This window comes from Methylophilus sp. OH31 (assembly GCF_000576615.1).
GTDB lineage: Bacteria > Pseudomonadota > Gammaproteobacteria > Burkholderiales > Methylophilaceae > Methylophilus.
In genome coordinates, this window is record NZ_BAUS01000002.1 from 539,085 (window position 1) to 551,645 (window position 12,561).

The 12,561-nt window shown below is 49.3% G+C and carries 16 protein-coding genes; 13 read left to right on the forward strand and 3 right to left on the reverse strand.

Translation table 11 applies throughout. From position 1 onward, the window contains the following. The 9 genes from nuoH to OH31_RS04390 all read left to right on the forward strand — a co-directional run bounded on the left by nuoH (window position 1) and on the right by OH31_RS04390 (window position 8,498). On the forward strand, window positions 1-1,029 hold the full coding sequence (gene nuoH / locus OH31_RS04350; protein WP_024929775.1) for an NADH-quinone oxidoreductase subunit NuoH: 1,029 nt from the start codon (window positions 1-3) through the stop codon (window positions 1,027-1,029). A gap of 39 nt (window positions 1,030-1,068) precedes the next feature. Then, the gene (nuoI, locus tag OH31_RS04355) at window positions 1,069-1,560 is read left to right on the forward strand and encodes an NADH-quinone oxidoreductase subunit NuoI (protein WP_019881820.1); all 492 of its coding nucleotides are present in this window, start codon (window positions 1,069-1,071) and stop codon (window positions 1,558-1,560) included. Between the two features lie 16 nt (window positions 1,561-1,576). Further along, window positions 1,577-2,197 carry an NADH-quinone oxidoreductase subunit J gene (locus OH31_RS04360; protein ID WP_024929776.1) on the forward strand — a complete coding sequence of 207 codons (621 nt, stop codon included), beginning with the start codon at window positions 1,577-1,579 and terminating at the stop codon, window positions 2,195-2,197. A 2-nt stretch (window positions 2,198-2,199) separates the two neighbouring features. Then, window positions 2,200-2,505 (forward strand): NADH-quinone oxidoreductase subunit NuoK, encoded by a 306-nt coding sequence (nuoK, locus tag OH31_RS04365; protein ID WP_019881823.1) that lies wholly within the window; start codon window positions 2,200-2,202, stop codon window positions 2,503-2,505. Between the two features lie 5 nt (window positions 2,506-2,510). After that, a complete protein-coding gene (gene nuoL, locus OH31_RS04370) occupies window positions 2,511-4,601 on the forward strand; it encodes an NADH-quinone oxidoreductase subunit L (protein WP_024929777.1) in 2,091 nt (696 codons plus the stop codon). Next, the gene (locus OH31_RS04375) at window positions 4,601-6,109 is read left to right on the forward strand and encodes an NADH-quinone oxidoreductase subunit M (RefSeq protein ID WP_019881825.1); all 1,509 of its coding nucleotides are present in this window, start codon (window positions 4,601-4,603) and stop codon (window positions 6,107-6,109) included. The genes nuoL and OH31_RS04375 overlap by 1 nt, the downstream gene beginning before the upstream one ends. Window positions 6,110-6,125: 16 nt before the next feature. Beyond that, window positions 6,126-7,571: an NADH-quinone oxidoreductase subunit NuoN gene (gene nuoN / locus OH31_RS04380; RefSeq protein WP_024929778.1), complete on the forward strand. Its 1,446-nt coding sequence runs from the start codon at window positions 6,126-6,128 to the stop codon at window positions 7,569-7,571. A gap of 2 nt (window positions 7,572-7,573) precedes the next feature. After that, window positions 7,574-7,855 (forward strand): DUF2818 family protein, encoded by a 282-nt coding sequence (locus OH31_RS04385; protein WP_024929779.1) that lies wholly within the window; start codon window positions 7,574-7,576, stop codon window positions 7,853-7,855. 109 nt (window positions 7,856-7,964) lie between these two features. Beyond that, a complete protein-coding gene (locus OH31_RS04390; protein WP_019881829.1) occupies window positions 7,965-8,498 on the forward strand; it encodes a phosphatase PAP2 family protein in 534 nt (177 codons plus the stop codon). 84 nt (window positions 8,499-8,582) lie between these two features. Here the strand turns inward: OH31_RS04390 and OH31_RS04395 are convergent, their stop codons facing one another. Next, on the reverse strand, window positions 8,583-8,837 hold the full coding sequence (locus OH31_RS04395; RefSeq protein WP_024929780.1) for a DUF2798 domain-containing protein: 255 nt from the start codon (window positions 8,835-8,837) through the stop codon (window positions 8,583-8,585). Window positions 8,838-8,954: 117 nt separating this feature from the next. Between OH31_RS04395 and OH31_RS04400 the strand changes: the two genes are divergently transcribed. From OH31_RS04400 to infA, 3 genes are all read left to right on the forward strand, one after another. Continuing rightward, window positions 8,955-9,878 carry a LysR family transcriptional regulator gene (locus OH31_RS04400; RefSeq protein ID WP_024929781.1) on the forward strand — a complete coding sequence of 308 codons (924 nt, stop codon included), beginning with the start codon at window positions 8,955-8,957 and terminating at the stop codon, window positions 9,876-9,878. Between the two features lie 250 nt (window positions 9,879-10,128). Then, complete coding sequence (locus tag OH31_RS04410) at window positions 10,129-10,335, forward strand: cold-shock protein (protein ID WP_018985697.1); 207 nt, start codon at window positions 10,129-10,131, stop codon at window positions 10,333-10,335. Window positions 10,336-10,422: 87 nt separating this feature from the next. Continuing rightward, complete coding sequence (gene infA / locus OH31_RS04415; protein ID WP_018985695.1) at window positions 10,423-10,659, forward strand: translation initiation factor IF-1; 237 nt, start codon at window positions 10,423-10,425, stop codon at window positions 10,657-10,659. A 124-nt stretch (window positions 10,660-10,783) separates the two neighbouring features. On the opposite strand, the gene OH31_RS04420 is transcribed toward infA, so the two are convergent. Continuing rightward, entirely contained in the window at window positions 10,784-11,041 is a 258-nt protein-coding gene (locus tag OH31_RS04420) for a DUF2798 domain-containing protein (RefSeq protein ID WP_024929782.1), read from the reverse strand. After that, window positions 11,035-11,778, reverse strand: coding sequence for an SDR family oxidoreductase (locus OH31_RS04425; RefSeq protein WP_024929783.1), 744 nt, complete (start codon window positions 11,776-11,778; stop codon window positions 11,035-11,037). Before OH31_RS04425 ends, OH31_RS04420 begins: the two co-directional genes overlap by 7 nt. 136 nt (window positions 11,779-11,914) lie before the next feature. Between OH31_RS04425 and OH31_RS04430 the strand changes: the two genes are divergently transcribed. Then, window positions 11,915-12,547: a TetR/AcrR family transcriptional regulator gene (locus OH31_RS04430; RefSeq protein WP_019881835.1), complete on the forward strand. Its 633-nt coding sequence runs from the start codon at window positions 11,915-11,917 to the stop codon at window positions 12,545-12,547. The last annotated feature ends 14 nt before the right edge of the window (window positions 12,548-12,561 follow it).

Below are 12,561 nucleotides of genomic sequence, written 5' to 3' on the forward strand. Positions count from 1 at the left end.
ATGCAATTCTTTGCTGAATTATTTGGGTCCTACTGGGCAGACGTGCAACTAGTGGTGTGGACGCTGATTAAAATCGTGGCCATTGTGCTGCCGCTGATGATCGGTGTGGCTTACCTGACCTTGGCTGAGCGTAAGGTCATCGGCTATATGCAAGTGCGCATTGGCCCTAACCGTGTGGGTTATTTTGGCCTGCTGCAACCGTTGGCTGATGGTCTGAAGTTGTTGTTTAAAGAAATCATCCTGCCTACGGCTTCTAACAAGGCATTGTTCTTTATCGGGCCGGTATTAGCGATTGCGCCAGCGTTTGCTGCCTGGGCTGTGATTCCATTTGATGCGACCCTGGTGCTGGCGAATGTGGATGCTGGTTTGTTGTATATTCTGGCTATGACCTCGGTCGCGGTGTATGGCGTGATCATTGCCGGTTGGGCATCTAACTCCAAGTATGCTTTTTTGGGTGCGTTGCGTTCAGCAGCACAGATCGTGTCTTACGAAATCGCCATGGGCTTTACCCTGGTGGGCGTACTCATGTGTGCCAACTCTTTGAACCTGGGTAATATCGTGATGGGCCAGGAGGGCGGTTTCTGGCACTGGTATTTCCTGCCGTTGTTCCCACTGTTTGTCGTGTATTTCATTAGTGCCGTGGCCGAAACCAACCGCGCACCATTTGACGTGGCCGAAGGTGAATCCGAGATTGTGGCTGGTTTCCACGTCGAGTATTCCGGCATGGCGTTTGCCGTCTTCTTCCTGGCTGAATACGCCAACATGATGCTGGTTTCCATGCTGGCTGCGCTGATGTTCCTTGGTGGCTGGTTGTCGCCGGTCCCTTTCCTGCCAGATAGCATTTTGTGGTTGCTGGCGAAAGTTGCTTTCCTGCTGTTCCTGTTTTTATGGTTCCGCGCCACCTTTCCGCGCTATCGCTATGACCAGATCATGCGTTTGGGCTGGAAAGTATTTATTCCCATCACACTGGTCTGGATTGTTGTGGTTGGGGCGATGATGCAGACGCAGTGGGCTTATTTGTTCCACTAAACCGGGCGATGCACAAACAGGGATTTTGGAAACCTTACCATGTTGAATTCGATTAAAAATACATTAGGCAGTTTGATGTTGGTGGAAATGCTGAAAGGCATGGCCCTGACCGGACGCTATTTCTTTGCCAAGAAAATCACGATTCAGTATCCGGAAGAACGGACGCCACAATCTAACCGTTTCCGTGGCTTGCATGCCTTGCGCCGCTACCCGAACGGCGAAGAGCGATGCATTGCCTGCAAATTGTGTGAAGCTGTTTGCCCGGCAATGGCTATCACGATTGAGTCAGATCAGCGTGATGACGGCACCCGCCGTACCACGCGTTACGATATCGACCTGACCAAGTGTATTTTCTGCGGTTTTTGTGAAGAATCCTGCCCGGTAGACAGCATTGTGGAAACCCGTATTTTTGATTACCACGGCGAGCAGCGTGGTGACCTGATCTACACCAAACAAATGTTGCTGGAAGTCGGCGACAAGTATGAGGCGCAAATTGCAGAAGACCGCGCCCAGGACAAGGTCTATCGATAGGCGAGACAGGATAATCATGTTATTTACCGATATTGTTTTTTACGTACTGTCAGCCATTCTGCTGTTTTCCGGCATCCGCGTGATCACCACGCGTAACCCGGTACATGCAGCACTGTTCCTGGTATTGGCCTTTTTTACTGCCGCGGGTATCTGGCTGTTGCTTGAAGCTGAGTTTTTGGCGATTGCACTGATTTTGGTCTACGTCGGGGCGGTGATGGTGCTGTTCCTGTTTGTGGTGATGATGCTGGATATCAACCTCGACAAATTGCGTGAGGGTTTCTGGGAGTATCTGCCCATGGCGGGCCTGATCGGCGTGCTCATGGTGGTCGAGATGACCATGGTGCTGGCAGAGAAGAACCTGCATCCTAGCGAGGCGGTTGAACTGCCAGCCAATTACAGCAATACCGCGGCCTTGGGTAAAGTGCTGTATACCGACTATCTGTTGCCGTTTGAGCTGGCTGCCGTGGTGTTGCTGGTAGCGATGATCGCGGCCATTGTACTGACCTTGCGTGAACGTAAAGACAATAAATCCATGAACCCGGCAGACCAGGTAAAAGTGAAGCGCAGCGATCGTATTCGCATTGTGTCTATGCCTGCCGAAGTAGAAGAAGCACCCGCGGCAGAGGAGAAAAAGTAATCATGGTCGGTTTGTCTCATTACCTGATTCTGGGGGCGCTGATGTTTGCGATCAGTGTGATTGGTATTTTCCTCAACCGCAAAAACGTGATTATTTTGCTGATGGCCATCGAGTTGATGCTGTTGGCCGTCAATCTGAACTTTATCGCCTTTTCACACTACCTGAACGATATCGCTGGCCAGGTATTTGTGTTCTTTATCCTGACCGTGGCCGCCGCAGAGTCTGCCATTGGCCTGGCGATTCTGGTGGTGTTGTTCCGTAACTTGCGCACCATCAACGTCGACGATCTGGATCAGTTAAAAGGTTAAGCATAATGACTATCAAACAAATCCTGATGTTGATCCCAGTGTTGCCATTATTGGCAGCCGCTGTCGTCGGCATTTTTCGCAACTTCCTGCCGCGCTGGGCCGGTCATGTACTGACCATTGCTGGTGTAGGTGCTGCGTTCGTTCTGTCTGCCTATATTTTTAACCAGACCTTAAATGGCTTTACCTTGAATGAAGCGATTTATACCTGGCTCGATTCTGGTGACGTGCATTTTGAAGTCGGCTTCCTCATCGACAACCTGAGCGCTATGATGATGGTAGTTGTGACATTTGTCTCACTCATGGTGCATATCTATACCATTGGTTATATGGCGGAAGATCCAGGCTATAGCCGCTTCTTCAGCTATATCTCACTGTTTACTTTCTCCATGCTGATGCTGGTCATGAGCAACAACTTTATGCAGTTGTTCTTTGGCTGGGAAGCGGTAGGCCTGGTATCTTACTTGCTGATTGGTTTCTGGTTTACGCGCCCAACGGCGATTTACGCCAACCTTAAAGCGTTCCTGGTCAACAGAGTAGGGGACTTTGGCTTTTTGCTGGGTATCGGCATGGTGCTGTACTACTTTGGCAGCCTGGATTACGCCACGGTGTTCCAGCACGCACCAGAATTGGCGAATACCCAGGTGAATTTGCTGGGTAGCTGCAACTGGTCGTTAATGACAGTCACTTGCCTGTTACTGTTTGTTGGCGCGATGGGTAAATCAGCACAAGTGCCGCTGCATGTGTGGTTGCCAGACTCCATGGAAGGTCCAACACCAATTTCTGCGTTGATTCATGCGGCGACCATGGTGACTGCCGGTATTTTTATGGTGGCGCGTATGTCACCACTGTATGAGTTGTCGACGACTGCCTTGTCGACGGTGATGGTGATCGGTGCGATTACCGCCTTGTTTATGGGTTTCCTTGGCATTATCCAGAACGATATCAAACGTGTGGTCGCTTACTCCACCTTGTCGCAGCTGGGATATATGACGGTTGCATTGGGCGCGTCTGCTTATTCTGTTGCCATTTTCCACCTGATGACACATGCCTTTTTTAAAGCGCTGTTATTCCTCGGTGCCGGTTCAGTGATTATGGGCATGCACCACGATCAGGATATCCGCAATATGGGTAACCTGAAAAAATACCTGCCGATTACCTGGATTACCTCATTGATCGGCTCACTGGCCTTGATCGGCACGCCATTCTTCGCTGGTTTCTACTCCAAGGACAGCATTATCGAAGCGGTGGAGCTGTCGCATATCCCAGGCAGTGGCTTTGCTTACTTTGCCGTGATTGTCGGCGTGTTTGTGACGGCTTTTTATTCCTTCCGTCTGTATTTCCTGGTATTTCACGGTGAAGAAAAATGGCGCCATGCCAAGCATGATGACCATGCACATGCAGCACATAGCGATGGACATGCAAATGCACACCATGACGACGCGCATCACGATGATGACCACGCACACGATGAAGAAGAGCATCATCATGGCCTGGGCCCGAATGACGACCCGCATGAACCAGGCTGGGTGGTGACCCTGCCATTGGTATTGCTGGCGATTCCATCGTTGGTGATTGGTTATATCGCCTTAGAACCTATGTTGTATGGTGATTTCTTCAAAAACGTCATTTTTGTCAATCCTGAAGCACATCCGGCCATGGCGCATCTGGCGCATCACTACCATGAATTGATGCATAGCCCGGCGGGCATGGCGATTCACGGGTTTACCAGTTTGCCATTTTTCCTGGCGGCCTCTGGCGTATTGTTGTCATGGTTCTTCTATATGAAGCGTCCGGATATCCCTGCAGCCATCAAAGCGCGTTTTATCGTGATCTACAATATCCTGGAAAACAAATACGGCTTTGACAGCTTTAACGAGAAGTTCTTTGCCGGTGGTTCGCGCTACCTGGGTAGCCTGTTGTGGAAATATGGCGACATCACGCTGATTGATGGCGCCATGGTCAATGGTACCGCCAATACCATGGGCAAAATTGCAGCCAAAATGCGTAACCTGCAGTCCGGTTTAATCTATCACTACGCCTTTGCCATGATTATCGGCGTATTCCTTCTCATGACTTTCTTTATCAAAATAAACTAATGATGCAAGCCGACCTCACAAGTATTTCCTGGTTAAGTCTGGCCATCTGGCTACCGGTGCTCTCCGGCGTGCTGGTATTGCTGCTGGGGGGTGACCATAAGGCTACCCTGACACGATGGCTGGCATTGGCTGGTAGCCTGGTCAGCTTTCTGGTGACGCTGCCACTGTACACCTTGTTTGATGTGCAGGATGGCTTCTTCCAGTTTGAAGAGTTATTACCCTGGGTGCCTGCATTTAATATGCATTACCACCTGGGTATTGATGGCTTCTCCATGCCACTGGTGTTGCTGACCAGTTTTACGACGGTGATTGTGGTGCTGGCTGGCTGGGAGGTGATTACCAAGCATATTGCCCAGTATATGGCGGCTTTCCTCATCATGAGCGGCATCATGATAGGCGTGTTTACATCACTCGATGCTATTTTGTACTACGTGTTTTGGGAAGCGATGTTGATCCCGATGTTCCTGGTCATTGGTATCTGGGGCGGGCCAAATCGTGTGTACGCAACGATTAAGTTTTTCCTGTATACCTTGCTCGGCTCATTGCTGATGCTGGTGGCTTTTATCTACCTCTACCACCAAACCGGTAGTTTTGAGCTGGCCGACTACTACCTGTTGCCATTGAGCATGCAGGCACAGATTTATATCTTCATTGCCTTCTTTATGGCGTTTGCCGTCAAAATCCCGATGTGGCCGGTACATACCTGGTTGCCGGATGCGCACGTTGAAGCACCGACCGGTGGTTCTGTGGTACTGGCGGCGATTGCGCTTAAACTTGGTGGCTATAGCTTCCTGCGGTTTGCCATGCCGATTGCACCGGATGCTGCGCATTATTTCAGTACCGCCATGATTGTGCTGTCACTGATCGCAGTGGTCTATATTGCGCTGGTCGCCCTGGTACAAAAAGACATGAAGAAGCTGATTGCCTATTCATCAATCTCACACATGGGCTTTGTCACACTGGGCTTTTTTATGTTCAGCCAGTTAGGGCTTGAGGGCGCAGTGGTGCAGATGATCTCGCATGGTTTTATTTCTTCCGCCATGTTCCTCAGCGTAGGCGTGTTGTATGACCGCGTGCATAGCCGCGAAATTTCGGCCTATGGTGGCGTGGTGAATAAAATGCCGGTATTTGCTGCATTTGCTGTGCTGTTTGCCATGGCAAACAGTGGCTTGCCAGGCACTTCGGGCTTCGTCGGCGAATTTATGGTGATTCTGGCAGCGGTCAAGTTTAACTTCTGGGTTGGTTTTTTGGCGGCGACCACGCTGATCTTTGGCGCGGCTTATACTTTGTGGATGACCAAGCGCGTGTTTTTTGGCAACGTGACAAATCATCATGTTGCTGAACTAAGCGACTTGAATAAACGTGAATTCCTGATTTTAGGTACTTTGGCGTTGCTGGTGATTGGTTTTGGTGTCTATCCGCAGCCGATCACTGAGGTGATGCAGGCCACCAGTACAGAGTTCCTGAAACACATGGCGATTTCCAAATTGCCCGTCACAGGCTATTAAGGCAGGATTTTAGAAAATGGATAATATGCAATTCGATTTGCTCGCCCTGTTGCCGGAACTGGTTGTCATGGGCATGGCCATGTTTATTTTGTTGCTGGATTTATTCATCCTGCCACAAAATCGTTTCATGATTTATGGCCTGAGCCAGTTCACCCTGTTAGCTGCAGCGTTTTTTACTTTTAAAACCCATACGCCTGCGGTTGGCTTTGCCTTTTCGCACATGTTTATCGACGATACTTTGTCCGACGTGATCAAGTTGATGATGTATCTCGGCACTTCGTTGATCCTGGTGTATACGCGTAAATACCTGCAAGACCGCAACCTGTATCGTGGCGAGTTTTATGCCATGGTCCTGTTTGGCTTGCTAGGTATGATGATTATGGTCTCCGGCCATAACATGCTGACCATTTACATTGGCCTGGAGCTACTGTCACTGTGCCTGTATTCGCTGGTGGCGTTTGACCGCGATAATCCTAGAGCGTCAGAAGCAGCCATGAAGTATTTTGTATTGGGTGCGCTGGCTTCCGGCATGCTGCTGTATGGGATGAGCATGCTATATGGCATGACTGGCAGTCTGGACGTCAGTGACATCGCGAATAGTATTGCGCAGCAACCAAAAAGCCCGGTGCTGATCCTGGGGCTGGTGTTTGTGGTGGCAGGGCTAGCCTTTAAATTTGGTGCGGTGCCATTCCAGATGTGGGTGCCAGATGTCTATCAAGGCTCACCAACGCCAATGACCTTGCTGATTGGCTCGGTGCCTAAACTGGCGGCCTATGCCATGACGGTGCGCTTGCTGGTACAAGGCTTGCACCCACTGGCATTAGACTGGCAGGACATGCTGGTATTGATGGCGGTACTGTCTATCATCATTGGTAACTTTAGCGCCATTGTACAAACCAACCTCAAACGCATGCTGGCGTATTCCACAATCTCGCATGTGGGTTTCATCATGTTCGGCATGATGAGTGCGAATGCCAATGGCTTTGCTTCTAGCTTTTTCTACATCAGCGCTTATGTGCTGATGTCTATCGCGGGTTTCGGTATTATCTTGCTCTTGAGCCGCCAAGGCTTTGAAGCAGAAGAAATCAATGACCTCAAAGGCTTGAACCAGCGTCATCCCTGGTTTGCTTTCCTCATGCTGATCATTATGTTCAGCATGGCGGGTATTCCACCTACTATTGGTTTCTACGCCAAGTTTACTGTGCTGCAAGCGGCCTGGCAGGCTGGGTTTACCTGGCAAGTGGTGCTGGCCGTGTTGATGGCCACTATCGGCGCGTTCTATTACCTCAACATTGTGCGCAAAATGTACTTTGATGCACCTGAAGACCATACGCCACTGAACGCACCGCTTGATATGCGTTTTATCCTCAGTGTGCATTCACTGGCTTTACTCGGCTTGGGTCTGTTTCCGGAAGTACTGCTGGGTGTCTGTGGCCATAGTTTGTTAATCAGTCTGCAATAATCATGGCCACAAAACTTATTTTCTTATTACTGATGTTGTTTATGGCCAATCTAGGCTGGGTCTCAGATAAATGGCTGGGCCTGGTCGGGACGATTAGCCAATTGTGGCAGCGCTTTGCTGTGTTGCTGCCTGCTTACTTCATCACGCTGGCGATTGCCTACCTGGTCGAACGCTTTGTCATGGGCCAGGTGTGGCCACAAGGCTGGGAGTTTTACAGCATTACTTTATGTGTATTCCTGGTGCTGTCCTTCCCGGGATTTATCTACCGCGTGCTGTGGAAGTAATCGCACGTCACATTAATTTCATCAATTCTTCACGATAGTTTCAAGCATCATAGTCAGACTATGCTTACCCAAGAAGCATAGTCGGGGTGAGCCCCGGAAAGGACTTGAGATGCTGAAACTACAACAAACCCTGGGATGGGTGCAGTCGGTAGACAGCCGGTTGTGTGTCAAAGTCAGCCATACCGGACAGTACCGTCTTATCCGCAACTCGTTCCGCGCCATTTCACGTATGGGCGATGGCATGTTCTGGTATTTGCTCATGCTGGTGATTGCTATCACGCAAGGTCAGGACGGTTATTATGCCTGCTTGCATATGCTTACCGCAGGTCTCACCGGCACCTTGGTCTATAAATGGCTCAAACATCGCACTAGCCGGCCAAGGCCATTTCAGGTGCGTCAAGATGTGTTGTTAAGCGGCACGCCGCTGGATTATTTCAGTTTTCCGTCCGGGCATACCTTACATGCGGTGGCTTTTGGTATGGTGGCAGTACAGCATTATCCGCAATTGTTCCCGATAGTTTATCCGTTTGTCGTGTTGGTTGGTATCTCGCGTGTGGTGTTAGGCCTGCATTATCCGAGTGATGTGCTGGCTGGGGCTGGCATAGGGTATTTGCTGGTCGCCTTGTATTCGCTGGTGTTTTAAAGTTTTGCGCATGAATGAAAAACGGATGCCATGGCATCCGTTTTTATTTTCTGGATCGATTCCTTTGTTTAACTGGCTTGCGAATTAATGTGCCTCTACTAATCGGGCAACCAGGTGCATCACAACAGGCCTGACAATTAATACGCAAAAGAATGCTATCGGCATCGCCAGCGCATAGGCGTGCACCACACGCCATAGATAACCGGTCTGTATGCCACTATTCGCGGCAACGATCACCATGCACATTAAAAAGGCCATGATGCCCGCCATGAAGAATGCAAACACATAAGGCGTGAATTTTTTGGGAATCTTGCGGAAAGTGTTTTTGCTTAGGTTCATTATGTGCTCCATAGGTGTTTTTGCACTATATCGACACTGTTCACGATTGTGTAGACGCTTGGATATTGAATCAATATAAAGATAAACTATCGAATAAATTTATTGAGTCGATAGTAAATGGATACTTTAAGAAGCGTCGAGAGTTTTGTGAAAGCCGTACAGGCAGGCAGTATTGCCGCTGGCGCGCGCTTACAAGGCATCACGGCTGCCGCAGCCAGCCAGAATATCCAGCGGCTGGAAAAATCATTGGGCGCGCGCTTGCTGACACGCACTACACGCAAGCTGTCGATGACGGAAAGTGGTGAACTTTACTATGCCGAAGTACAGCCTATCATCGCCGCACTCAGCAGGGCGCAAGCTGTGATCACTGAGTTTCATGGCCAACCACAAGGCCGCTTAAAGATAGGTTCATCTGTGGCCTTTGGCCGGCATGTACTGATGCCGCTCATTCCGGCCTTTACCCGGCATTTTCCTAAAGTCTCGATTGAGTTAGTGCTGTCTGACCATAGCCTGGATCATGTCACAGAGGATATTGATATCAGCATACGCTTCAACCAGCAGCTGGAACCAGGCCTGGTTGCACGCAAGATTGCCAGTGTGCCTGTATTATTTTGTGCCTCGCCAGACTATCTGCAAAGAAAAGGCACACCGAGCAGTCCAGATGCGCTATTCCAGCACGATTGCCTGATGTTTCGAGTGCCGGTTGATGGGCGGCTGCTGAGCTGGGTATTCGATCGCAATGGCATGCACTACGAACCTGAAATCAATCCTAGCATTATTTGTAACGATATCGACTCTCTACATCGCCTGGCTGTTGAAGGCGCTGGTATCGCGCGCCTGGCGGCTTTTGTGGCAAATGAGGACATTCGGCGAGGTACTTTAGTCGCATTGTTTCAATCTGCTGCTGCACCGCATGAAGCTGTGCAATCTGCCAGCATGCCTTTGTCATTTTATGCCTGTTACCGTGATCAGCACGCCATGACCAATAAAGTGCGGGCCTTTATGGATTATCTGGTCAAAGAGATGCCGGATGCATGGTAAATACAGTGTTCTATGGCTGTTTGGCGCAGTTTTTGTCGCTTATCAGCAACGGATCACTTGGATTGCTTATTTTTTGTAAAATACTTGTTGCTAATATTCAATATTGCGTGCATAGTACACCCTCACGAAGTTCAAGTAGTGTTGTTGTTCTCCGGTTCTATCTTTTGGTTCTATCGTTACTTCTCGCCATCTTGATCCTCGTTTTTATGGGTATTTACCCGTTTTTTTATTTTTTATCCAAGGATTTATTATGGTAACAGGTTCTGTTAAGTGGTTTAACGATTCAAAAGGTTTTGGCTTCATCACTCCGGACAACGGCGGCGAAGATTTGTTTGCACATTTCTCTGCAATTCAATCTGCTGGTTTCAAAACTTTGAAAGAAAACCAACGCGTAAGCTTTGAAGTGGCAACTGGCCCTAAAGGCAAACAAGCTGCAAATATTCAAATCATTGAATAATTCAAAGCCTGTCCGCTGAGTTACTCAAGTGACTCACCGGAAAAAGCCCGGAGTCCCCGGGCTTTTTTATTGTTAAAAGGATGCTTAATGGCAAAAGAAGAGTTAATCGAAATGCAAGGTGCAGTGACTGAGATCCTGCCGGACGCGCGTTACCGCGTCAAGCTGGACAATGGACATGAGTTGATCGCTTATACAGGCGGTAAAATGCGCAAACACAAAATTCGCATTCTGGCCGGTGATAAAATCACCATCGAAATGTCACCTTATGACATGGACAAAGGCCGTATTATTTTCCGTCACTTAGAGCCACGCAAGCCGTTCTAATCTCTGAGCCCTCTAGGCTCACTCTGACCAATGGCTTGCAACTCGCTTTGCAAGGCCTAACGGTCACAATACCTGTTACATTGAAACGCCTTAAAGGGCAGGGCACTATTGCCCATGCCCGGTATCATGTCTGTGACGGGGTCTCTTGCACTATCCATTCCGTCAGCCGCAATAACCACGGTGCAATGAGCAGGATGCTGATAAACACAATCGGCCAGGCGACGCTAATACTAGTGAGCCATTTCTCAAAAAACACTGCCGTCGGCACATGATTAATCAGCAAGATAGATAAGCTGACAATATTCACTGTCACCAGTGACATCAATAGTGCAAACAGCAGTTTGCGTTTCAACGCCACGCGCTTGTTGCTGCCGTTTACCATGGCAAAGGCTGATCTTCGTGGAAATAACCGCCAGTCGGGCCTTGTTCATCCAGCGTAGCCAGTCTGACCGAGGTTTTCCAGCTATCGCTGATTTCCATCGGTGCATTAGGGCCGCCCAGATCAGTTTTCACCCAGCCAGGATGCGCAGAGTTCACCTTGATATGACTGTCTTTTAACGCGTGTGCCAGATGGATGGTAAACATATTCAATGCAGATTTAGAGGCGTTATAAGCTAAGCCTTTGGCGACTTCGATCGGTGAATTGGGCGTGCTGTGCAAGGTTTGTGAGCCCAAAATGCTGGATAAGTTAACAATGCGCGCGGCAGGGGAGCGTTGCAGCAAAGGCAATAATGCCTGGGTTAGCGCCACGACAGCAAAGAAGTTGGCTTCAAATGTTGTTTTCAAGGTGTCTTGATCCACGCTCAGGGTATTGTTTTGGCCGATGAGCTCCTCTTTAAGAATGCCTGCGTTATTGACCAGAATATCCAGTTTGCCGAAACGTGACTCCAGCGCGGTGGCGACCGCTTGTGATGCGTTAGCCTGCGTTGCGTCATAGTGCACATATTCAGCATCTGCGCCCAGCGCTTTCAGTTCAGCCACGGCTTGTTCACCTTTGTGGGGATCTCTGGCGCCGATGATGACTTTAATCCCTTGTTCTCCCAGTTTTTTGGCAGTTTCAAAGCCGATACCGCGGTTGCCGCCTGTAATCAATGCAATACGTTGTTGTGAAGTGCTCATGTTTTAACTCCTTGTCAGTGATGCGTTAAATATTAAATACCAATCGGTAAATAAATAATAATCACGCATGATAAAGTTGTCAATATATTTTTTACCAAGTGGTATAATAATTAAAAATACACACAGGTGAATGATCATGACTGTAGAAACACTTGCGAAAAAACGCGGTAGGCCAGTGGCCTTTGATTACGAGACCGCCTTGCAGAATGCCATGCATGCCTTTTGGCAACATGGCTATGAAGGGACTTCTATGAGCACATTGATGGCGGTGATGGGCATGAATAAGGCCAGTATCTACGCCGCTTATGGCAGCAAAGAGGCTTTATTTAAAAAAGCACTTGAGCGTTATGTGCAAGGGCCTGCAAGTTTTCTGGCTGCGTCGTTGGCGCAGCCGACAGCGTTAGCCGTGGTGCAGTTAATGCTATCGCAGGCGGCACAGATGCTCGCTGATCAGTCGCATCCTGTCGGCTGCCTGGTGACGCAAGGTGCGTTGGCGTGCAGTGCGGAATCGGCTGAAATCAAGGCATTATTAGGCGGGTATCGCCAGACACTTGAGCAACAACTGGCGCAGCGTTTCACGCGCGCGGTCAGCGAACAGGACTTATTGGCGACGACAGACCCGGTGATATTGGCCAAGCTGGTGATGACGGTGCATCAAGGGATGGTGGTACAGGCTGTGGGTGGTGCAACACAGGCAGAGCTGTTTAACGTGGCTGCGATGGCCACGCAGTTAGTCGCACAAGGGTACACGACGGGGCAAGTAAAGTGAGTTGGCTGCCATCT